Source organism: Roseixanthobacter glucoisosaccharinicivorans, from assembly GCF_043195095.2.
In the GTDB taxonomy this organism is placed as follows: Bacteria; Pseudomonadota; Alphaproteobacteria; order Rhizobiales; family Xanthobacteraceae; genus NCEH01.
In genome coordinates this window covers 135,076-156,382 of record NZ_JBAFWN020000003.1, presented here as the reverse complement: position 1 = coordinate 156,382, position 21,307 = coordinate 135,076, and the positions used below count along the sequence as shown (strand labels likewise).

General features: G+C 65.1%; 16 protein-coding genes and 2 pseudogenes. 8 read left to right on the top strand and 10 right to left on the bottom strand.

The features are described from left to right. The first annotated feature begins 880 nt into the window (after positions 1 to 880). Positions 881 to 1,201, top strand: coding sequence for a DUF736 domain-containing protein (locus tag V5F78_RS24640; RefSeq protein WP_394016449.1), 321 nt, complete (start codon positions 881 to 883; stop codon positions 1,199 to 1,201). A gap of 75 nt (positions 1,202 to 1,276) precedes the next feature. Here the strand turns inward: V5F78_RS24640 and V5F78_RS24635 are convergent, their stop codons facing one another. Together V5F78_RS24635 and V5F78_RS24630 are read right to left on the bottom strand one after the other, a co-directional pair. Beyond that, positions 1,277 to 1,711, bottom strand: a complete 435-nt coding sequence (locus V5F78_RS24635; protein WP_394015542.1) for an XRE family transcriptional regulator — start codon at positions 1,709 to 1,711, stop codon at positions 1,277 to 1,279. Positions 1,712 to 1,741: 30 nt separating this feature from the next. Then, positions 1,742 to 2,083: a helix-turn-helix domain-containing protein gene (locus tag V5F78_RS24630; RefSeq protein ID WP_394071874.1), complete on the bottom strand. Its 342-nt coding sequence runs from the start codon at positions 2,081 to 2,083 to the stop codon at positions 1,742 to 1,744. Between the two features lie 309 nt (positions 2,084 to 2,392). Here V5F78_RS24630 and repC point away from each other — a divergent pair, with 309 nt between their 5' ends. From repC to V5F78_RS24605, 5 genes and pseudogenes are all read left to right on the top strand, one after another. After that, the gene (gene repC, locus V5F78_RS24625) at positions 2,393 to 3,592 is read left to right on the top strand and encodes a plasmid replication protein RepC (RefSeq protein WP_394071880.1); all 1,200 of its coding nucleotides are present in this window, start codon (positions 2,393 to 2,395) and stop codon (positions 3,590 to 3,592) included. A gap of 430 nt (positions 3,593 to 4,022) precedes the next feature. Next, a pseudogene (locus V5F78_RS24620) lies at positions 4,023 to 4,202 on the top strand (hypothetical protein); the annotation flags it as partial. 59 nt (positions 4,203 to 4,261) lie between these two features. Beyond that, positions 4,262 to 4,567 carry a type II toxin-antitoxin system RelB/DinJ family antitoxin gene (locus V5F78_RS24615; protein WP_298310029.1) on the top strand — a complete coding sequence of 102 codons (306 nt, stop codon included), beginning with the start codon at positions 4,262 to 4,264 and terminating at the stop codon, positions 4,565 to 4,567. Further along, positions 4,567 to 4,860 carry a type II toxin-antitoxin system RelE/ParE family toxin gene (locus V5F78_RS24610; RefSeq protein WP_298310031.1) on the top strand — a complete coding sequence of 98 codons (294 nt, stop codon included), beginning with the start codon at positions 4,567 to 4,569 and terminating at the stop codon, positions 4,858 to 4,860. The genes V5F78_RS24615 and V5F78_RS24610 overlap by 1 nt, the downstream gene beginning before the upstream one ends. Positions 4,861 to 5,127: 267 nt before the next feature. After that, on the top strand, positions 5,128 to 5,286 hold the full coding sequence (locus V5F78_RS24605; protein WP_298310033.1) for a hypothetical protein: 159 nt from the start codon (positions 5,128 to 5,130) through the stop codon (positions 5,284 to 5,286). 105 nt (positions 5,287 to 5,391) lie between these two features. On the opposite strand, the gene V5F78_RS24600 is transcribed toward V5F78_RS24605, so the two are convergent. Next, complete coding sequence (locus tag V5F78_RS24600) at positions 5,392 to 5,826, bottom strand: hypothetical protein (RefSeq protein WP_394071873.1); 435 nt, start codon at positions 5,824 to 5,826, stop codon at positions 5,392 to 5,394. Continuing rightward, positions 5,823 to 6,524, bottom strand: a complete 702-nt coding sequence (locus V5F78_RS24595; RefSeq protein ID WP_126280900.1) for a ParA family protein — start codon at positions 6,522 to 6,524, stop codon at positions 5,823 to 5,825. Before V5F78_RS24595 ends, V5F78_RS24600 begins: the two co-directional genes overlap by 4 nt. A 586-nt stretch (positions 6,525 to 7,110) precedes the next feature. Between V5F78_RS24595 and V5F78_RS24590 the strand changes: the two genes are divergently transcribed. Both V5F78_RS24590 and V5F78_RS24585 read left to right on the top strand, forming a co-directional pair. Continuing rightward, on the top strand, positions 7,111 to 7,527 hold the full coding sequence (locus tag V5F78_RS24590; RefSeq protein ID WP_394071872.1) for a hypothetical protein: 417 nt from the start codon (positions 7,111 to 7,113) through the stop codon (positions 7,525 to 7,527). Then, on the top strand, positions 7,524 to 9,860 hold the full coding sequence (locus tag V5F78_RS24585; protein WP_394071871.1) for a relaxase/mobilization nuclease domain-containing protein: 2,337 nt from the start codon (positions 7,524 to 7,526) through the stop codon (positions 9,858 to 9,860). The genes V5F78_RS24590 and V5F78_RS24585 overlap by 4 nt, the downstream gene beginning before the upstream one ends. Before the next feature lie 22 nt (positions 9,861 to 9,882). Here the strand turns inward: V5F78_RS24585 and V5F78_RS24580 are convergent, their stop codons facing one another. The 6 genes and pseudogenes from V5F78_RS24580 to V5F78_RS24555 all read right to left on the bottom strand — a co-directional run bounded on the left by V5F78_RS24580 (position 9,883) and on the right by V5F78_RS24555 (position 21,198). After that, positions 9,883 to 10,611 (bottom strand): helix-turn-helix transcriptional regulator, encoded by a 729-nt coding sequence (locus V5F78_RS24580; RefSeq protein ID WP_298310043.1) that lies wholly within the window; start codon positions 10,609 to 10,611, stop codon positions 9,883 to 9,885. Positions 10,612 to 11,250: 639 nt separating this feature from the next. After that, positions 11,251 to 11,760: an acetone carboxylase subunit gamma gene (locus tag V5F78_RS24575; protein WP_213375442.1), complete on the bottom strand. Its 510-nt coding sequence runs from the start codon at positions 11,758 to 11,760 to the stop codon at positions 11,251 to 11,253. A gap of 70 nt (positions 11,761 to 11,830) precedes the next feature. Further along, positions 11,831 to 14,163, bottom strand: a pseudogene (locus V5F78_RS24570) (hydantoinase B/oxoprolinase family protein). A gap of 41 nt (positions 14,164 to 14,204) precedes the next feature. Further along, the gene (locus tag V5F78_RS24565) at positions 14,205 to 16,295 is read right to left on the bottom strand and encodes a hydantoinase/oxoprolinase family protein (RefSeq protein ID WP_246544842.1); all 2,091 of its coding nucleotides are present in this window, start codon (positions 16,293 to 16,295) and stop codon (positions 14,205 to 14,207) included. Between the two features lie 249 nt (positions 16,296 to 16,544). Next, positions 16,545 to 18,494 carry a sigma-54-dependent Fis family transcriptional regulator gene (locus V5F78_RS24560; protein ID WP_213375439.1) on the bottom strand — a complete coding sequence of 650 codons (1,950 nt, stop codon included), beginning with the start codon at positions 18,492 to 18,494 and terminating at the stop codon, positions 16,545 to 16,547. 382 nt (positions 18,495 to 18,876) lie between these two features. Continuing rightward, entirely contained in the window at positions 18,877 to 21,198 is a 2,322-nt protein-coding gene (locus tag V5F78_RS24555; RefSeq protein ID WP_394071870.1) for an FAD-dependent oxidoreductase, read from the bottom strand. Positions 21,199 to 21,307 lie beyond the last annotated feature (109 nt).

The window sequence follows — 21,307 nt, the reverse complement described above, 5'->3', positions numbered from 1 at the left end:
CTCGACTGACTTGTGATCTCGAACAGTGCGGAGGCTGCTGCCTGCGGAGATTTCGGGATCGAATCAGCTGCGGGTGTCGGAAGGCTCGCAGCCATATCCCTTGCCGAGATCGTCGACGGTCCGAAGGCTTTTCGCGCGCTGCGCTTGTATTCGACAACAAAAGGCTTCGTCGGGCGTTTCATGGAACCGATTCAAGTTGGGAGATCTTTCTCCATTAGCACGGGTCAATGAGGGCATGAATCCTTAACTTCTCAACCGAGTTCCCGTGAGATCTCGAGTTCGGCGGGCTGCGCGATCGGCTCGGCACGGAGATGCTGGCCTGGCGGGAGCGCCGACCCCGCTGTTAGGTGACGTCGAGCTTCGGGTGTATCGGGCCGATGCTGGCCAGGGCGTGATGGCCCGGCGCTAAGCCTGGGTGTTTGCAAAGAGCTTGGACCGTGGCTGGGGATCGACGTGAGGGTTCCTGCCGTTGGTGGCGGTCCGTGGTTCCGGCGGGCGCCGGCGCGGCGCCGTCGGCGTGATCGACCTGCGTATGCCGGATGTCCGCCAGCGGGTGTGAGCGCCGGCGTCGCGACTGGCAGTGGCCGGGACGGGGGGCGGGCGCTGCGGTGCGGGTCCTGCCTGGTGGGGGCGAGGGCGGGGCATGGCCTGGTGGCAGGGGCTCCTGTGGTCGGTGGCTTCGAAGCCCATCCCCTCCTCTTTGCCGCCTGTGTCCGGGTCTCGGCCGCCTAGTGCCGTCAACCCCGCTGGCCACCCCACGATGCGGGCATCGCGGGGACCCCGACCGGGGGTTCCCCTGCGCTGCGGTGACGACGGCGTCCGGCCCCTTCCTTTGGGCGTCATCGGGGATGGTCCCCGAGCAACCTCAAGGAGACTTCACATGGCCACGATCGCAACCCTCACCCAGAAGGCGGACGGCAACCTCGAAGGCACGCTCGCCACCCTCAACGTCACCGCCCCGATCGCGCTGGTGCCGAACACCCGCAAGGCGAAGGACAACGAGCCTGACTACCGCGTGATCTCGCGCAAGAACGGCTTCGAGCTGGGCGCCGGCTGGAACCGGATCTCGAAGACCACCGGCGAGGAGTACATCTCGGTCTCGCTCTCGGCCCCCGAGTTCGGCACCATCTACGGCAACGTGGCGCCGGCGCCGGGCGAGGATCCCGCCAAGAAGGTCATCATCTGGAACCCCGCCAGCTGACCCGAAGCCGCCGGCCCCGCCCAACAGCGGGGTCGGCGACCTTCTGTTCCCGCGAGCGCCGCCCGGCCAACGCGGTTATCCCGGCAGCTTGCTCGAGCGCGATTGCCGGGCGAGGCGTCGGTCGGCCTGGTTCTTCTTATCGATGGCAGAGACGACCTCGTCATAATCGACGCCGTTCTTCCTGAGAGCACGCCGCGCATCGTCGATCTCGAAGCCGAGCAACTCGAGGACGCTCATATTGAGGCTCGAGGCGATGCGCTCCATTGTCTTCAACGTCGGATTCCCGATCCCCCGAAGGATCGTGTAATAGGTCCCGCGCGCCAATCCTGTCTTCGGCAGGAACGCCTCCATTCCGCCATTCTCGCTCTCGAGCTGCTGGAGCCGGATCGCCAGCATCTCGTTGAGGATGGAGTGATCGACGGGCAGCGGCTTGCGGGCGGGGGGCATGGGAGGGCAGGGGCTCCAAGGCTCAAGATTGAGCCGAGCGGCATGATACAGCAACTCCATCATCTGGTATATTGAATGTTATCGAAATCCTGCCTAACCCCTTGAATCGAGTCGTCTTAAGAGACCTGGCGTCTGCTCCGATTCGAGCTCTGCCGTCGCCGCCGGTCGCGCCAGCAGCCCCGCTGGTTCGACGCCGGCGCGTTCGGCGATCAGTTCGATGTAATCCAGGCTCGGATTCGCATTCGGCGTCATCAGGTGGAAGTAACTTGAGCTCGCCAGACCGAGCTGCGCGGCAAAGGCCTTGCGGCTGAGGCCGCTCGCGCATCGGATCGCCTCGATCGACGCCTGAAAGGTCCGAAGCAGCGTACGACCCTCGGCCGCGTGCGCGGCCTTCCGGCGACAGTCTTTGGTTCTCATCGGCGCGTCCTCGAACATAGAATCCCAAGACGGGCTGCGACCCTCCGCGCAGCCCGACAAGGCGCACGCCAGCACGTTGGACTGACGTTCGACATTCAATATAATGTACGGATTCGGTTTCAACGGAAGAGGTGCGCTCGGACAAAGAAAAACCCGGCAGAGCCGGGTCTCTCAGACGATGGACGGGCCGACGATTGCCGTCGTCAGCGGTGCCCGAAAACACACAAGCATATTAGCCCTCGCCATCCGACAGTTCAAGAGGCCTGCGTTTTCACGCCACGGTCTTTGTTTGCCCCGCGCTCTCGCAAAGAGAGGACGCGAATGCAGATGCTTGGCCAAATCCCAACGACACCCTTCGGGCGGCGGGCGCTGTCGCGCGCCGTCGTCAATACGCAGCGCCTCGTGAAGGAGTGCCCCAACGGCAAACCCGTCCACAAGTGGCAGGTGTTTCGGCTCGTCTGCGAGGCGAAGGCGGCGCTCGACATTTCCGATCGCGCGCTGGCGGTGTTGAACGCATTGCTGACGTTCCATCCGGACACGGTGCTGGTCTCGGGTGCCGGCGACCTCGTCGTTTTTCCGTCAAACAGGGCACTGATGTTGCGGGCTCACGGCATCGCGCCCTCGACGCTGCGCCGCCATCTCGCCGTGCTGATCGAGTGCGGACTGATCCTGCGGCGCGACAGCCCGAACGGCAAGCGTTTCGCGCGCAAGGGCGCCGCCGGCGACGTCGAACAGGCGTTCGGCTTCGATCTCGGCCCGCTCATCGCCAGGGCCGACGAGTTCGCCGCCCTGGCCGAGACCATTCGGGCCGAGCGACGGGCGCTCGCTCTCGCGCGCCAGGCCGTCGCGCTCTGCCGACGCGACATCGCAAAGATGATCGCGACGGGGATCGAGGAGCGCGTGCCGGCCGATTGGCCCGGTCTGCATCGCAGCTTCATCGATATTCTCAGCTCTATCCCGCGCCGTGTGGATCTCGAGGCGCTGGAGCCAATCGCGGAAACACTCGCCGAATTGGCCGCAATCATCCTCACAGCGTTGGAACAACACGTAAAACCAGCGGAATCAGGCGCCACAGAGTCCCGTTCCGAGCACCACATACAGAGTTCAAACACCGAAATCTCGAATGAACCTGAACCTGGCTTTCGAGAAAGCCGGGCGGCGAGGTCGGAGCCAGACCCCAAACCGATGAGGTCGGGGGAAATGGCGTTTCCGCTGGGCATGGTGCTGGAGGCCTGTCCGGACCTCGCCGACTATGCCCGACACGGGATTTCGCACTGGCGCGACTTCATCGCGACCGCCGCTGTGATCCGGCCGATGCTTGGGATCAGCCCGAGTGCTTGGGCCGATGCCTGTGCGGTGCTGGGCGAGGTGCAGGCCTGCATCGTTGTCGCTGCCATATTGCAGCGCGCGTCCGCGATCAAAAGCCCGGGCGGCTATCTGCGAGCCCTGACGCGACGGGCGCAGGCCGGATCGTTCTCGCTGGGGCCGATGCTGATGGCGCTCATGTCTGCCCGAAATCGAGACTGAAATGTTCCGCGCATCAGATGACCTTGGCCTTGGGGACCAGGCCCTTGCGAGGTCCCGCCGGAATTCCGTCGAGCAGGCTCGGAGGCCGCGCGCATGTTGGTTGGTTCCGTGCCTCAACTTTGCGGCCGTTGCGCTTTCCCCACAGACATCGGGAATTCTGATGTCACGTGGTGAGTGAAGCTGGCGGATCCGGGACGGCGTGTCGTTCGCCGCTTCGACGATGTCGAAAACGACCGTCTTGTCCTTGAGTCGAGGTTGTTAACGGCGGCTGTCCAGTCGCGGAACGCGACCGGAGCGTAGCGGAGCAGGCCCGTAGCCGGACCGCGCTTTCATAGAGCGCCGTAGGTACGGCGAAGGGCCTGTGGTCAGGCGCCGCGCGGGGGTGGCAGGCGTCCAATCCGTGTTAGGTAGTGGTGAAGAATGCGATCGATCATGGGCGGATCCAGTTGAGGTCGATCGCACGATCCGGTGCGGACTGCGTGGAATCCGGGGCGAGGTCTTTCTCCATCGCTCCGCCGTGCCTCTGGATGAGGCCGATCTCTCGATGGACACCGATCACGTGCAACGCGATCGGTGGCCCAACGAATGCAAGGGGATGTGCGGTCTGTAGCGGCACTGGCAATCGTCATTCAATTGCATTACATTGCGGCAGGAGGAAGGGAGATCGACATGGCCGCCAATGCCCTGGTTCAGACCCGCATCGACGCAGACGTGAGGGACCGGGCCTCCGCTGTGCTCGAAAGCATGGGCCTGACCGTATCCGACGCGGTACGCATTCTGCTGACCCGGACCGCCAATGAAGGCGCGCTGCCGCTCGAGCTGGTCAGCAACAGCGAGGCGCATGACGCATGGTTCCGCGCAAAGGTGCTCGAAGCACTGGCGGATAGCCGACCCGACGTTTCCGACGACGAGGTCGAGGATCATTTCGCGGCACGGCGGGCGGCAGCCCGGCGCAAGGCCGCCTCGGCCGATTGATGAGGCTTGTCTGGTCCGCCTTCGCGCTCTCCGACCGCGACGGCATCTTCACGCATATCGAGGCAGACAGCCCGAGGGCCGCCATCGCCGTCGACGAGAGGATCGCCGCTGCAGCGCGCCGGCTCGTCGAGTTCCCGGAAAGCGGAAGGCCCGGCCGCGTCGCGGGCACGCGCGAACTCGTGATCTCCGGCACGCCCTATATCGCGGCCTACGCGGTGACCGAGAGCACGATCCGCATCCTGCGTGTCCTTCACGGCGCGCAAATCTGGCCAGAGGATTTCACCGGGAGCTGATACCGGATCCCCGTCTTTGCAGCGCCGGCGCGCCGTGAAGGGAGCCCGGCCGCAGCGTCGAGCCAGGCCGTCTTTCTCTCAATGACCGCCCATCATACCGGCAGTCGGGCCGCGTCAAGGACACGCGGTGCCCCCAATTTTGACGCCGCTGCACGACGACAAAATCGGCTCCCCCACGCGCCGGCGCTGCCGGTCGCTGCGCGATCCCTGACCCGTCCCTCCAACGCCCGGCCGGCTGCCTCCGTCATCAAGACAAAGGAGGTTCACATGACACAGCTTCTCGACATTCACGCCGAAATCACCGAGCTGCGCGCCGAGCTTGCGCACTGCATCCTCACCCGCAAGGAGCGGCGGGACGGGCTCCGGCGCCTCGAAGAACTGCTCGCGGAAGCCGAGCGTCGGGGTCGCGAAGCGGAGGGGGCGTAAGCCCCTTTTTTTGTCAGCGACGGCGTCCCCGGCTGCTTATCCTCGCATGGCGTCCGGGAGAAGGCGCTGGAAGCGGTCTTCGCAAATACGGCGAAGGGCCTGTGGTCAGGCGCCGCGCGGGGGTGGCAGGCGCCCGATCCGTTTCAGGTGATCGTGAAGAATGCGATCGATCACGCGCAGCGGATGGGTCCGCTCTTCAGCTGCGATCTGCCGGACGACGAGGTCGATGGCGTCGGGAAGACGCAGCGCATAAGGGCGTGACGACGAGCGCTCGCCATAGGCATCGAAGGGGTTGCGCGAGATCTCCGGCTTCACCTTTGCCCTGGGCAACGGCCTCGATGCAGCGATCGTCGCCGGCTCTCCCTGGCTGGCGCCGAGCGTCGAGATCGGCGCGTGCGCGCCGTCTTCGTATTCCGGGGTCACGATAACCGGCTTGGAGGCCGGCTCGGCGGTTCCCACGGGGACGAGGCGCTGCGCGCGAAACGCGTCGCGAGGGAGGGCAGGGCGATCAGGGTGCGGGTCTTTTACCGGATCGCTCATGCCGCACTGTCGTCCTGCGTGACGCCCTGGCTAGCGGCGAGCAATTCGCGCACGACCTGATCGGCATTGTAGCGCGCCTTGCGGATCGACTCGTCCTTGTCGCTCATCTGGTAGAGCGTGCCATGTCCGCTCGTCATGGTGCGATAGGTGATGCGGCGGTAGAGCGCGTTGGCGCAGACGGGGACGTTCTCGGCATTGAGATAGGCGAGGACCTCGCGCAGCGGGCGGGTGTTGCGGTCGAGGCTGTCATACTCGTTGAAGAGGACGCGGTGCTGGCTCATCGGCAGCTTCGCCTCGTCGGCGTGCTGCTGGAGATTGCGGATGGTCCGAACGACCTGCGAAGCATCGAAGGTGTGGACCTTGCAGGGCAGAACGACGAGGTCGGCGCGGAGCGCTGATTGAACCAGTACGCTGCCGTAGTAGCCGGGGGTGTCCACGACGACGACGTCATAGCTGTCGAGACGCTCGATCGCCTGCGTCAATGCCTTCTCGTCGGGCGCACGCACCAGATCGACCCCTTCCGGGCTCAGACCGCGCGCGACCGACGAGGCGTGCCATTGATAGGAGGACCCCTGCGGGTCGGCGTCGACGATGGCGGTGGAGTAGCCATGCCTGGCGAATTCGCCGGCGAGGATGATGGCGACGGTGGTCTTGCCGCTGCCGCCTTTGGGGTTGGCGATGGCGAAGATGCTGGGCATGCGTCCCTCGGGTCGATGCGGCAGTGCCGCAATGGCTCACTCCGTTAATGACAACATACAATAAAATAGACAAACGACAACGCTGCAATGATGTCTTGTCGCTCTGTTGGATTCCGTCATTCTGGTGATGCGGCAATAACCGGAGACAGCAATGCGGCCTTGCCGAGGCGGGGCAATGCGGGATTACCGCATTCCATCACCCAGACAATAACGTATTCGCGAAATGCGGCATTGTCTCAAATAGATAGAACGGCAATGGGTGAATGCGTTATGCCCTGGCCTGCCCTGCAGAGCGCTTTGCGGCGTCGAGTGATCCACAAGGGGGGCGCTTCGCGCCATGCGGCCGGTGGATTCATACGGACTGCTCCTGCGGGCGTTGCCGCCCTTTATGCGCAGACTTCTAACATTCAGTGTATTAGATATTGATTGACAAGATACCGGTTTGTGGGCCAAACCCGGGGAGGCTGCTGAACGCAGCCATTGCGCTGACGCGCGCATGCTGCCGATCCTGGTCGGATCGGCAGGAGTTCGGCTCCCGGGTTGCACCCGTGAGCCGGTTCGCCGTGAAGGGAAGGGGAGGCTGGCCTTGGCCCGTTCCGCCGCAATGCCCAGACGCAAGCCCCGGCTGCGGACGGAGCTGTCCGATGCGGATGAGGCGCGCCTCGTCGAGGCGGTCGCGCTGTTTGGACTGCCGAAGGCCGAGGTGGTACGGCGGCTGATCCGGGCTTCGGTGCAGGCGGGACCGGCGCTCTCGGCCGAGAACACCAAGGCGGTCGTCGCGCTCGCCGGCCAGGTCCGCATGGTCGGCCGCAACCTGTCGCAGGTGCTGAAGGCGATCCATCGCGGCCAGGCGGTGCGCATCGAGGACACCGAGCCGGTCTGGCGCGGGCTTCACGATGTGATCGCGGCGATCAACGACGAACTCACCGAGATGACGGTCGCTTATGGCTCGAAACTGCGCCGCGAGGCGCGGCTGACATTGCCGGAGGAGACTGAGCCATGAGCCGCGCGGCGCAGATCGAGTGGTGGGTGGAGCAGGTGGAAGCCGCGCGCCGCACCGTCGATGCCGCGCGCGACGAGCGGCGCCGGCCGCGTCGGTCCGGCGGGCTTGGTGAGGAGCTCAGGCCAAGGGCTGCTCGGGCAGCGCCCGCGCCGGGCTCGACGCCGGCGCATGTGATCATTCGCGGTGCGACGCTGACAGGCGGACTGGATGAGGAGCGGCGGCGCCGGCTGCCGGCGTCGTCCGGCGGCGGCGCAGGACGACAGGCTGCTCCTCCGAGGCCCGGCTCGGCCGCCGCACCCATCGACGGCGGTCTTTCCGGCGGGGGTGGCGGGCAGGGCGGCGGGGGATCGCTCGCCCGCGCCCGGCAGCTCGCGTCGGGCTATCAGCCCGCCGTGGTCAAGGTGCTATCCTACGCGACCGGCGTCACGCGGGCGACGAAGACCGCCCAGTACGCCCAGCGCGAGGATGTCCCGGTCGAAACCCATGACGGCCGGATCCTGTCGGATCGCGAGGCCGTCGCCGACGAGATCAAGGACTGGTCGAAGGATTTCGAGAAGCGCAAGCCCAGCCATGATGTCGTCACCGTCCGCCTCAAGCTTCATGGAGTGGCTGATACGGCCGAGGGGCGTGAGACCTACGCGAAGGCCATCGCCGCCGGATTCGAAGGTCATCGTCATGCCTCCCGCCTCGACCGGCTTCCGTCCGGGGAGATTGAGGCCCATATCGTCACCGCCGCAGCCGGAGGACCGAAGGAGCGTTTCCGTGTTCGCGTGGAGCGGATCGGCACGGCCGAGAACGGCTTCGACCAGAAGCGGTTCGACTACCGATCCGAGGCGGTGATGAAGGCGCGCATCCATGCCGCCGCGGGTATTGCGGAGCATGCCATCTCGCTCGATCCGGGAAAGCCACAGCATGGACGCGAGGGCGTGACCTGGCAGTTGAACAGGTTGGTCGAGCGCCGGGGGCCGCTGGTCGACGATCGCGGCAGAGCCATCGGCGACGTCGCCGCCGCCCGCAACGCCGCGAAGGAGTGGGGCCGCTCGCTGCGCTCGCAATCGCCCCGCGACACGATGCACCTGATGCTGTCGTCGAAAGCTGGCCCCGATCCGGAGGCTTTGCGCCGTGCCGCGCGCAATTTCCTGCACGACCGATTCGCCGATCACCGCTTCCTGTTCGGCGTACATGTCGATCGGGAGAGCGACGGGCACATCCATATCCATGCCGTGATCACGGTGAAGAACGAATCCGGGCAGAAGATCCACCCGGGGCCGAGCGAGTTCCGCGGCTGGCGCGAAAGCTACGCGCAGCATGCGCAGGCGGAGGGCCTCAAGATCGTCGCGACCTCGGCGATGGAGCGGGCGTCGGCGCAAAGCTACGGCGCGCGCGACAAGGCGATCGTCGACGTCGCCGAGCGTCCACGTCCGGCACGCGAAGCGCGGGATCGCGCCTATGCCGGGGACCCGGCCAACCAGCGTCTCATCGACAATGCCCGGCAGCGGATCGCCGCGGCGCGGACCAATCCGATCAGGCTGCCCACCTCCGAGCCCGAGCGGCGTGTGGTCAATGAGAGCCTCAATGCCTGGAGCATGGTGGCGCGCGAGCAGCCCGACAATACTGTGGCGAAGCACATGCTCGAGCGGCTGACGATGGCGGAGACGGTCGGCACTATTCTTCACACCATCGGAAAGCGGGTGGATCATCTCACCAAGGAGGACCAGCACATGGCGATCACGTCGGAGCAGATGGCGAAGGATCTTCGCCTCATGAACGAGGCGGTGTCGCGCACCGGCGACCTCCTCGATGGCGAGACGAAGCAGCAGTTCCGGGAGACGTCGGCGCGTTATCTCGAGACGCTGGCCAATCGCGTCGACCTGCAGCGCGCCCAGGAAAATGGTGCACGGCAGCTCTCGCGATCCGAGGTCGAGGCGATCGCCGGGCCCAATGCGGATCGGCTGATCGCCCACGCCCAGCAGGTTCGCATAAAAGAAGATCGAGAAGCGGCCTCGGCCGAAAGGCTGGCCGATCGCGCGATCGAAGCCGAGCGGCGCCAGGAAGGCCGGGGCGGGCTCGACCCGCAGTCGCAGCGCGAGCTGACGGCCGAGAGGGCAATCGTCCGAGGCTCACAACAAGCCGCAGCCCGCGAGGCGCGCGAGGCCGCCGCTGCCGTTGAAGCCGCGCGTGTTCTCGCCGAGCATCCCGCGCAGCCTTTGCCGCAGACGCTGATCCAGACGGACGCGCTGGCGCAGCTACGGGCCGAGCAAGAGAAGATCGTGCGGGAGATCGAGGCGGAGCGTGCCGAGGCCCAATCCATCAAAGGGCAGCGGACTACCTGAACATCACACACTCTGCTTTTGATTAGCGGAGTAATTTGCTGCGAAGCGCCATCGCAATTGCGTGAGGCTTATTGACCGCGCCGAGCTTCTCGCGGGCGGAGACAATGTGTTTGGTCACGGTTGACCGCGAAATCCCGAGGATGACGGAAATCTCCCAGTCGGTCTTGCCCTCGGATGCCCAGAGGAGGCAGTCGAACTCTCTTGGCGTAACCTTGCCAATGAGACGCTTTCGGCTCTCCTTGTAGTGCAGGAGATTGCCGACAGCGTAGTTTGCGACGAAGCTCAAGGCGGCGCGGCCTTCTGCGCCAATGTCGGCATGGCACCCGCCGAATGAAACGGCAGCGACGCGCCCGTCAAGCATCGTCACCGGGACGACATATCCGACCCGAAGGCCAAATTCAGATGCCTCCCCTTGGATCAGCGCGACATCCTTTGGAAAATCGCAGGAGGTGTACGCCTCTTGCCAATCAAAAGGGTTTCGATCGTGCTGCAGCCGATGAACGATGGGATCGCGAAAGACGTAGCCTCGGTCGTTGTAGCGTCCAGCCCATTCCAAGGGAAACCGCTGGAACAGGATCCGCGACTTGATCTCCTCTGGTGACACGCGGGCAGAGGGTACTACCCCACCGAATAGCGTGCTGAACCCATAGTCGGACGCAATCTCCATCAAGCACTGCTCGACTTGGCCCGCTTCGGTCGAGCGTTCGACACGTTCAATGAACTGCCAGGTCTGGTCGCGTGCCTCGTTCAACTGCCATTGCCCTCTGCAGATAGAACTGAAATCTGCGTTGGTGGTGTTCGATCGATGCCATCTCAGCCCAACGCGCCGCGCCGCTGTCTGGTCATGGCATCTGTCCGGTTGGACGGTGTCCCGAGACTTGCAGGTGTCGATCAGTTCTCGTTGTCCAGACGAGCAGCATCCTTCGCGGTAAGAGGCTGGAACGTGGGACGGTGCCGTTTGAAGCGTGACCGCACGGGTGAGCCGTGCATGACTAAGAGCCGACTATCCCGGCTCAGACTTTGACCCGTGTTAAAGAACGCCGTCCAAGAAGCGCCCGGCAACAAGGTCTGTGGCTTGGGGGCGCGCCACGCGCCGCGCACTGCCAGCGGTTCGCCGCCATATTGTCTGACGAGATGGCGCGCTTCGCGCTTCCGGCCTCTCGATAGTTGAAGCGCACTGGAACGCCCCCGATCCTGACGGGCCGAAGATCGCCTGTCGATCTGCGCAAGCGGGATCGGGCATGGCGCGTGTAGAACGCCATGCCCGATCGTCGTCCCATTGATGTCCGAAAAGCCCGGACGGAAATCGGTGTTCAGCGTCTTCTGGCTATTCCCGTGCCAGACTGATGCGGCCATCAAGCTCGTATCGAGCAGGCGGGAGCTTGCGGCCTCAGGCCGCCTCAGCCCGCTCTGGCACGGCCAGGCCGAGCCAGTCCTTGTAGAAGGTGTCGATGTCGGGCTCGAAGTCGCGGATCACCGGATACCAGGGCGTCGGCGCCTCGACGTCATGGAGCGTGCCGCATTCCGGGCAATAATATTCGCGCAGCACCTGCCAGGTCGAGGTCTGCGCCATCAGGCGCGGATAGATTTCCTCGAGCTTCTGCTGCGTATCGCGAACATGGACCTTCGCGAAGAGCTTCCAGTTCTGGCGCCAGTCGCAGAAATCATGGCCGCATTCGCAGCGGATCTTCCATTGCTTGTTGTCCTTGCGCTGGACGATGTAGAGCTTCGGTCCGAGCGGCAGCACGATCCTGTCGTCCCAGGGCACGCGATCCTGCAGGATTTCCATGTAGGTGACGAAGCGCCCCGGATCCTTCGGCGTCGAGAGCATCTGGTGGAGCGTGTCGTGATCGATCTTGCCGTCGACCAGATCGGCGATCTTGGCGCGTGTATAGGCCATGGTGTTCCTCCGTGTTTTCTATGATTGGGAGCGTCGGGGCACAGGCGCCCGGCCTGTGCCCGCCTGCGGCTCATTCCTCGACGAACTGGACAGTCTTGACGTCCGGCAGCTCCGACACGTCCATGTGGTAATGCGAGCCGTAATGGGGGATGCCGATCTCCTCCTCCAGCAGCTTCCAGTCTTCGGGAAGGTCCCAGAACGACTTGAAGTCGGAGAGGAATTTCGGGCCGAGCTTGAAGGACGAAGCGAACATCTGCTTGACGTGGTCGCCCGCCCCCTCCTTGGCCAGGATCTTCTGCCGCTCGCCCTTCATCCAGTCGCGGGTCGGCACGGACTGGGCGATCCGCTCCTTGCGGACGGCCTTGCGCCGCGCATCCGTCGCCGCGCCGTCCAGCGCGAAGGCGCCGTCGGCGGCCTTCGTCACCACCACGCCGTAGACCTGGGAGGCGAAGCGCTCGATCAGGTAGCCGCCATTGAGATCGTCGACCACGCTTTGGGGTTCGCGGTCGATCGGATCGCCGAAGCCGGGTCCGCCGCGCATATAGTTGAGATAGAGATCGTAGTCGGCGAACATCTCCTCCGTCGTGATCGCCTGCTTGTCGCGCTTGATCACGGCATCCTTGATGAGGCCGTCCCAGACCGGGTTCTCGGGGTCGGTGTCGCCGCCGAGCGGGATCGGCGCTCCGCTGGCGATCAATTCCTTCAGCCCGGTCTGGTGGGCGGCGAAGCGGTAGCCCGAGGCTGCCGGATAGCCGCCCATCAGCCCCCAATCCGAGGACATGTGGCCGTTGCCCATGAAGAACATGGTCCAGTCCTTGGCGTTCCAGACCATGCGCAGGCTCTCGAAGCCGCAGCCGCCGCGGTACTTGCCGGCGCCGCCCGAGGATGCCTTGATCTGGCGGCCGAGATAGACGAGCGGCTCGGCCAGCTCCCAGATCTCCATGTCGCCCATGTCGCCTTCCGGATTCCAGATGGCGGCGGCGTGCGACAGGCCGTCATGGACGGCGGTGGCGCCGGTGCCGTTGGCGGCGCATTCGAACGAGTTGACGGCGTGAATCTCGTCATACTGGTTAAAGCCACCGCCCTGGAGCCAGTTCGAGGTGTTGGCGTTGCCGGCGTTGACCTCCTCCAGATAGCCGCGCCCGTAATAGGAGCGTGACAGCCCGCGCCAAAGCGCCGTCCAGGCCGAGACCAGGAAGTGCCAGGAATAGGAGAAGGCGACGCGGCGGTCGTCCGGGTTCATCCAGGTGCCCTTGGGCAGGCGGAACTCGGTGCCGTAGGCCGCCCCGTCATTGATCATCTCGGAGGGGATCAGCGTCTGCGTCATCATCACCCAGATGCCCGAGGTGAAGCTGACCTGATGGGCGTTGTAGGTGTGCCAGCCCCAGCGGCTCGATCCCTCGAAGTCGAGCCGCCACGTCCCGTCGCCCCGGATCGTGATCTCGGAGGGTGCGTGCATGATGGTGTCGAGCTTGGCGAAGTCCGACGGGACGCGCACGTCGTCATGGGCATAGGGCACGTCGACGAAGCCGACCTGCCGGTAGGTGCCGGGAATGGTCATCGCCTTGATGCGGTTCTGAAGGCCGACACGGCCGTGCTCGACCGCCTCATAGGCGAATTTCCAGTAGTTCTCGATGCCCTCCTCGGCGATCACCTCCTCGACCAGCTTGCGGATCATGTGGCAGCCGGCGATGCGGGTGCGCTCGTCCAGCATCCAATAGCGCGTGGTGCGCACCATGCGCTGGCTCTCATGCAGCCAGTCGCGGAACAGCGTGTCGTTCTCGCCGACCCTGCGGCAGGTGATCTGATAGCCGTCGCCGAAACGCTGCACCTGGCCGGTGGACATGGAGCCCGGGCCCACCGAGCCGGTGTCGATGACGTGGGTGACGCCGCCGACCCAGCCGATCAGCTCGCCCTCCCAGAAGATCGGCACGATGGTATGGATGTCGCAGGGGTGGACGTTGCCGATCAGGCAGTCGTTGTTGCAGAAGATGTCCTTGTCGCGGACGCCGGGATTGGACTCCCAGCCGTTCTCGATCATGTATTTGATCGCCGCGCCCATCGTGCCGACGTGGATGATGATGCCGGTGGAGGTGAGGATGCTGTCGCCCGCCGCGTTGTAGAGGGTGAAGCAGAGCTCGCCCTCCTGCTCGACGATCGGCGAGGCGGCGATCTTCTTGGCGGCTCGCGAGCGTCGACCACGCCGGCGCGAAGCCGCGAGAACAGCTTGTTGTACTGGATGGGCTGGCTGTCGCGCAGCTCCATCGTCTTAAGGCCGGCATAGTGCTTCGTCCGCTTCGTCGCCTCCATCAGGCGGTCGCGGTGCTCCTTCAAGGTCTCGCCGCCGCGCACGATGCCGCGCGTCGCGCCCTCGATGTCCTCGGATCGAACATTGACGTTCATGGCTCTGTTTCCTCAGTTCGTTGTTATGGGAGGGGCCGCGCTTAGACTTCCTTCAGGTGGAAGAGGCGATGCCCGTCGAGGAAGGTCTCGAAGCCGTCCGGGACGACGAAGGTGGTCGCGTCGGATTCGATGATGGCGGGGCCAGCGACGCGGTTGCCCGGGCGCAGGGACTCCATCCGGTAGAGCTGCGCATCGACCCAGCGCTTCTTGCGGTAGAATTTGCGCGTGCCGAGCTTGGCCTCTTCCGGCGGGGTCTCGCCTTCGAGGGGCTCCTTGGGGATCTTCGGCTTCTGGATCGGCACGGAGCCGCGCATGATCGCGCCGGTCACCGAATAGCCGAGCTCGGGCGAGCGGGCCGAGGCGGCATAGACCCGCCCGTAGGTGGTGTTGAAGGCATCCACCAATTGCCCCCAGTCGTCCGCCGTATCGGCGGAAGGCAGCGGCGATTCGATCTCCAGATCGTTGAGCTGGCCGCGATACTGCATGCGATAGCCGGGCTGCAGCGTGACCTGATCGGCGTCGTAGCCGTTCAGCTTGAACTCCTCGAGCACGTTGCGGGTCAGCTCGTCCCAGGCCGACTGGAGCGTCTTTGACGCCTGCTCCTGCTGGCCGGCCGGCGCGTCGGGCGCGAGGTTGATGTCGAGCGACTTGTCGTAGCGGTATTCGAAATCCGCAGCCGCGCAGCCGAAGGCCGAGAAGCCCGCCGCCCAGGCGGGAACGATCACGTCCTCGAAGCCGAGCCCCTCGGTGTAGCCATAGGTGTGGACCGGCCCCGCGCCGCCATAGGAGAAGCAGACGAAGCTCTGCGGCGAGTAGCCCTTGGCCGAGATCATTGAGCGCAGATAGTCGCGCAGGTCGGAGTCGAGCAGCTCGATGACGCCGGCCGCGGCGTCCTCGACCGACAGGCCGAGCGGGTCGGCGACCTGCGCCTTGATGGCATCCACCGAGCGCTGTCGGTCGAGCTTGACCGCGCCGCCGAGGAAGTTGTCCGGGTTCAGATAGCCGAGCACCATGTGGCAGTCGGAAATCGTCACCGTCTCGATGCCGCTCTCCTTCCAGCACACGCCGACGCGGTAGCCGGCCGAATCCGGTCCGAGCTTGATCGCCTTGGTGTAGGGGTCGAGGCGGATGAAGGAGCCGGCCCCGGCGCCGACCGAATCCATCGCCACCAGCGGCAGCGACAGCACGAGCCGGGCCATGTCCGGGTCGTTCTTGATGGTCAGCTCGCCCTGGGTGATCAGCGCCACGTCGAAGGATGTGCCGCCGATATCCGAGCAGGCGATGTTGCCATAGCCCAGCACCTCGCCGAGATATTTGGCACCGATGACGCCGCCGATCGGGCCGGAGACGATGGTGCGGGCGAGTTCCTTGGCCTTCCAGGAGATGGTGCCGCCATGGGTCGCCATGACGCGGAAGTCGAACTTGGTGCCGTGCTCCTTGAAGGCGTCGGAGATCTTCTTCAGCGTCTGGCGCGATGGCTCGGCCGCATAGCCTTCCAGGATGGTGGTGTTGGTGCGGTGGGTCTCCTTGCGCACCGGATAATAGTCCGCCGAGGCGAAGACCGGGATCGCCTTGCCGCTCTTCGCGATCTCTTCCGTCACGATGTCGCGCACCCGGCGCTCATGATCGGCGTTCTTGTAGGAATGCAGCAGGCTGATGACGACGCCCTCGACATCGGCGGCGATCAGATCACGCGCCGCCTGGCGGGCGCTCTCCTCGCGCAGCGGGATGACCACCGTGCCGAACATGTCGATCCGCTCGACCACGCCGCGCGTCAGGTTGCGCGGCACCAGCGGCGGGTCGTAGCGGTGGGTGTTGAGGTGGATGCGGTCCTCATAGGCGTAGCCGAGATAGCACTGGATCGCCCGGCCCATGCGGTGGAAGTCTTCCATGCCGCTGTTGACGATGAGGCCGCATTTCAGGCCCTTGCGCTGGACCACGCGGTTCAGCATCGCGGTGCCGGAATAGACGCCGGTCTGAAGACCCTTCAGGCCGTCGCCGAGCGAGAGGCCCCAGGCGCCCAGGCCGTCCTCGCTTGAGGCGATCAGAGCCAACGCTTCGTTTTCCGGGGTGCTTTGCGCTTTGCCGACGACGAAATCGCCGTCGGAATCGACGAAAAACGTATCCGTCATGGTGCCGCCGGCATCGATGCCGAGCACTTGCACGCTTCTACTGTTTGGGGCGTGGATGTTCACAGGCGTCCTCCAGCTTGAGGCCGGCTTCTGACGAGCCGGACAAAAGAGGAAGCGCAGGACCCGTGCCAATTGAGGCCGGCAACAGGAGGTTTAACTTTTCAGAAACTTACCGCAGGCGCGAATAAGTCTTTTCGCGTCCGCAACCGTCCGATCGTCGGACGGTTCGTTCGATGAACGGACGAAACCTCAGTGTCCGGCGGACGGCTCGATGCGATATTCCGCCAGCTTCAGATAGAGCGTCGAGCGGGCGATGCCGAGGCGTCGAGCGGCTTCCGTCAGATTGCCGGTGCAGGCTTCGACTTGCGAGAGAATCGTCGTGCGTTCGGCTGCCCTGAGATCGGCTTTTGAAGCGAGCGGAGCGGGGGACAGCTTGGCCGCAGCCGCGAATATTTCCCTGGGCGCCGGCGCCTCGCTCAGCTCAGGAGGCAGATCCTCCCAGCCGAGCCGGTCGGATTCGGCCAGAGCGACCATGGCGTCGACGACATTGCGCAATTCCCGGACGTTGCCCGACCAGTGATGCGCCCGCAGCCGCTCGAGCATATCGGGTGCAAAATCCGGGACCGCCTTGCCCAGCCGGGCCGCTGCCGCCGTTGCGAAGCCCCAGGCCAGGGCGACAATGTCCTCGCCCCGCTCGCGCAGAGGCGGGATGCGCAGGCGCGTTGCAGCGATGCGATAATAGAGGTCCCGCCGGAAGCGGCCGGCCTCGACCTCCGCCATCAGATCGCGGTTGGTCATGGACAGGATACGGATGTCGACCCGGCGCCCCTCATGCTCGCCGATGCGATAGACGACGCCGTCCTCCAGCACGCGCAGCAGATAGGATTGCAGGTCGAGCGGCATCTCGCCGATCTCGTCGAGGCAGAGCACGCCGCCATCGGCCGCCTCGATCTTGCCGGGCCGGCCACGCTCGTCGGCGCCGGTGAAAGCCCCCTTGGCATAGCCGAACAACTCGCTGGCGATCAGGTCGCGCGGCATGCCGCCGCAATTCAGCGGCACGAACGGTCCGCTCGCCGCCGGCCCGGCCTGCTTGATCGCGCGCGCGAACAATTCCTTGCCGACCCCGGTTTCGCCCTCGATTAGCACCGGCAGCGCGTTCGCCGCCAGTTTGCGCGCCCGTTCTCGAGCCTCCCGCATGGGCGCGCATTCTCCCACGATCTGCTCGAAGGTGATCGTCGCTTCCCCATTCGACTTCGCGGTGATTGGCGCGGCCCGAGCGCGACGCGCCTGGTGCATCACGATGATGCAGCCGATCGCCTGCCCTTCATGCCGCACAACCTCCAGGCTGGCGTTCGGGAAGCGGGCGCGGCAATTCTGCTCCCAGCGCTCCGCCGGTGCGGCTGCGTCGATCATCCGCTTCATCTCACGGCTGAAATCGTCCGGGGTCGCGAAGTCGAGCCTGCGGCGAGCACTCTCGGCCGCGTGCACGACGAAGCCGCGCCGATCGACGACCAGCATCTCCTCGCTGAGCCAGATCGAGCGCTTAGAGACGAAACTGCGCAGCAGGGCCTCGTGCTCGATCTTGGCGGCTCGGCCGAGCGTGGTTTCGATCTCCTGGCCGATCGTCACGGCGAAGGCGAGGCTCTGCGAATTGAAGGCGGTGACAGGTCCGGAGATGTCGACGACACCCAGCAGGGCGCCGTCGAGCGGATGACGCACCGGGGTCGCGGCGCAGGTCCAGCGCTGGACATCCTCGCAGAAATGCTCCGCGCCGCGGATCTGCGTGGGACGCCCATCGGCGAGCGCCGTCCCGATCGCGTTGGTGCCGATGACGCCCTCATCCCAGCGCCCGCCGGTTTCGAGATGGTTGCGCCGCCCCTTGTCGACGACACGGGGATCGCCGGCCGTCTCGATGATGAAGCCGCTGGCATCGGCCAGGATCATCATGGACGAAGCCTCGGCCAGAAAGTGGCCCGCGCGTTCGAGCGCGGGCCGCGCCGCGACCAGGATGTCGGCATTCTGCGAGCGCTGCCGGAAGATTTCGGGCGTATCGGCGAGCGGGGCTTCCGTGACGCGCGCGCCCACGCCCAGGGCCTGTGAGCGTTTCCAGGATGCGAGGAGAGCGAGAGGAAGGTCCGGCGGCCTGCTGCCGCCGGTGACAAAAGCTTCCCAGGCCGTGCGGATCGCGTGCTGCTCCAACTCGCATCCCTTGCCTTAGGGAGACGATGCGTGCCTTGTCGGCTTCGCGCCTCCCGATGCCGCAGAGGCGGGGGATCGAGCCAAACTCCGAGCCGGCGTCCATGATGGAACGGATCGAGGCTTCGACTCTTCCGACCGTAAGGCCTCTGCTGGCGTTTCCTGCAACGGGGGCTTCTTTGGCCCCTCTAAGTTTGACGATAGGCACGCATGCCCGTCGCGTGCAAGTCACGATCCCGGTCGGTGGCTCGAGCGCAGTCCCAGACCCGGCGCGGATTGGAAGTGCGCGCGCCGCCCAGCGCTTCGTCCGGGGCTGGGGCTGGGTATCGAGGCTTCTGCATCATCGTGACAATGAAGGGGCGTCGGAAACTCGTCCAAAGAGCCCTCAAGGTGAGCCACCGCGAATGACCCTCCTGGCGACCGCGTAACCTTCCGCTTGATGCGCCTGAATGGACTTGTACGAAAAATCATAGTCGAGGGAAGCAGGCTCCCGGTCTCGTCCTTGCCGCACGAACCGCGTGATGGTCGTCGCAGCTCCGTCGCCCATGAGCTGAATATACGCTGGCAAGTGTTTGATCCTCGCGATCTCAGCCGGCGCGAGATGGGTGAGAAGGTGATCGATGAGCTTGCGGTATGCGCCGATCGTTTCGCGATGGCGCAGGTCGCTTCTGATCCGTTCGGAATAGACGATCTCGTCGCGCCGGAGCAGCACCTCCATCATGTTGGTTGGAAGCGGACTTGTGCCCGAGAACAGGTCGACGATGAAAACGCGCTTCCCGTCCGGACCGCAGCGATCGATGACAAGATCGATCGGCGAGTTGCTGACGATGCCGCCGTCCCAATAGGCCTTGCCGTCGACGACCGTCCAGGGGAACCCCGGCGGCAGGCTGCCGCTCGCCAGCACATGCTCGGGAGTGAGATCGTCGACATAGCTGTCAAAGACTTCAAGCTCCGCCGTGGTGACATTGACAGCGCTGAGAAGCAGTCGCACCGGGCTAGTCTTGAGAGCCGCGAAATCCACGTATCTCGCAAGAAGCTCCCTCACCGGCGCGGTGTCGTAATAGCTCGTCCAGTTTATCGGGAATTCGGTGAGTGAATGGAACGGCTGCATCCAGCGGGGTCGGAAAAAGCGCGGCACCCCGAATGTCAGGATCTGCAATGCCGCGGCCATTCCCTCACCGCAGGCGAACGGCAAGTCCGCGGTCGCGACGGCCAGTTCGGCCCAGAATGCTTCAAGCGCCGGCGCCGCGTGGCGAGGGTGGCTGGCGATGATCGCGCCGTTGAACGCACCGATCGAAACGCCGGCGACGACGTCCGGGAAAATCTGCTCCTCCTCGAGCGCCTTGACGACGCCGCACTCGAAGGCGCCGCGCGCACCCCCGCCCTGAAGAACCAGCGCCGTCTGCGCGGGAACTCGGTCGAGGGGAAAGGCGGGGTCATTCAGCCGGTCCTTGATCGCGCCCAGGTTCATCCGATAGCGGATCCAGCTTTCGGCGAGCCGGGTTTCGTCGACAGGCCTGTCTATCGAGAACAGCGCACGCGGCACGTCGCCCCTGAGATAGAACAGCGCGAAGGATCGGTCCTCGATCGCGCCGCGACCGATCCGTTCTTCCGCCTCCGCCGGCCAGCCGAGCATGTTGAAAGCAATCTCGCCGATCTGGCAGAAGAAATAGGAGACCTCGTCATAGGGCAGCCGGCGCCCCATCATGTTCCTGGCGGCGAGACGGCCCTGCTTCACCGCATTGTCCCAATGTTCGATGTGGCGGCGCCGCGCGTAACCCGGGTCATAGAACGTGGTGACATCGCCGGCCGCGAAGACATCCGGCACGTTCGTCCTGAGCAGCGCGTCCACCACGACGCGTCCATCCTCGAGGGCGATGTTGCTGCCGCGCAGAAACTCCGTGGCCGGCACGACGCCGATGCTGACGATGGCGAGCTCGCAGGATATCCGATGCCCCGATGTCGTTTCGAGTTCCCGAAGATGGTCCTGGCCGCGGAACGCCGCTGCTGTGTCGTTCAGCAGCACCGAGACTCCACGACTTTCGACATAGCGTTGGAAGTGAGCGGAGAGGTCGGCGGATTCGAGACGGGGAAGAAGCCGTGCGCCGAATTCGATGATGGTGACGTCGAGGCCGCGCTCGACGAGCGACATGGCGATTTCCATCCCCAGAAAGCTGCCGCCGAGCACCACGGCACGCCTGGCCTGGACGGCCGCCCGACGAACCGTCTCGGCGTCGCCTTTCTGCCGCAGGGTATGGATTCCGGCGAGGTCCGCGCCGGGAACGGGAAGAGGCTTCGGTGTCGCGCCGGTGGCGATCAGGAGCCGAACATAGTGAATCCGTTCGCCCGTTGCGGTCGTTATCGTGTGGCTTTCCGGATCGACGGATGCCACCCGGACACTGAGTTCCAGATCGATCGCCTTCTGGCGATAGAAGCTTTCGGGGTGAACGAAGATCTGCCGCTCGCTGCCGGCATCGAGCAGCATCTGCTTGGACAGAGGCGGCCGGTGATAGGGCGGCAGATCTTCCTGCGACAGGATCAGAATCGAACCGGCCGCTCCTTCCGCTCGCAGCGTCTCGGCCGCGACGGCGCTGGCGACGCCGCCTCCGACCAGCAGGAAATCGATATGTCGCGGCGGGGAGTGCGCGTTGCTGCCGGACGGAGCCGCGTCCGTCGCCACCCCTTGGCCGGGCTCGAACCCGGGCATTATGACGTGGGTCCTGTACGCAATATAGGGCTGGGCCGCGCCTGAGCGAGATAAGCGCCGGGAGCGGCCCTCCCGGGCCGGAAGGCATATTTCTCCCCGGGCGGCGGGA

Excerpts from the sequence above, each read along its gene's own strand:
- V5F78_RS24595 (WP_126280900.1), bottom strand. The coding sequence starts at position 6,524 with ATGCCCAGCATCTTCGCCATCGCCAACCCCAAAGGCGGCAGCGGCAAG.
- V5F78_RS24630 (WP_394071874.1), bottom strand. The coding sequence starts at position 2,083 with ATGTTCGAGGACGCGCCGATGAGAACCAAAGACTGTCGCCGGAAGGCC.
- V5F78_RS24640 (WP_394016449.1), top strand. The coding sequence starts at position 881 with ATGGCCACGATCGCAACCCTCACCCAGAAGGCGGACGGCAACCTCGAA.
- V5F78_RS24575 (WP_213375442.1), bottom strand. The coding sequence starts at position 11,760 with ATGGCCTATACACGCGCCAAGATCGCCGATCTGGTCGACGGCAAGATC.
- V5F78_RS24565 (WP_246544842.1), bottom strand. The coding sequence starts at position 16,295 with ATGACGGATACGTTTTTCGTCGATTCCGACGGCGATTTCGTCGTCGGC.
- V5F78_RS24635 (WP_394015542.1), bottom strand. The coding sequence starts at position 1,711 with ATGATGGAGTTGCTGTATCATGCCGCTCGGCTCAATCTTGAGCCTTGG.
- V5F78_RS24615 (WP_298310029.1), top strand. The coding sequence starts at position 4,262 with ATGGCCGCCAATGCCCTGGTTCAGACCCGCATCGACGCAGACGTGAGG.
- V5F78_RS24605 (WP_298310033.1), top strand. The coding sequence starts at position 5,128 with ATGACACAGCTTCTCGACATTCACGCCGAAATCACCGAGCTGCGCGCC.
- V5F78_RS24600 (WP_394071873.1), bottom strand. The coding sequence starts at position 5,826 with ATGAGCGATCCGGTAAAAGACCCGCACCCTGATCGCCCTGCCCTCCCT.
- repC (WP_394071880.1), top strand. The coding sequence starts at position 2,393 with ATGCTTGGCCAAATCCCAACGACACCCTTCGGGCGGCGGGCGCTGTCG.
- V5F78_RS24555 (WP_394071870.1), bottom strand. The coding sequence starts at position 21,198 with ATGCCCGGGTTCGAGCCCGGCCAAGGGGTGGCGACGGACGCGGCTCCG.
- V5F78_RS24585 (WP_394071871.1), top strand. The coding sequence starts at position 7,524 with ATGAGCCGCGCGGCGCAGATCGAGTGGTGGGTGGAGCAGGTGGAAGCC.
- V5F78_RS24610 (WP_298310031.1), top strand. The coding sequence starts at position 4,567 with ATGAGGCTTGTCTGGTCCGCCTTCGCGCTCTCCGACCGCGACGGCATC.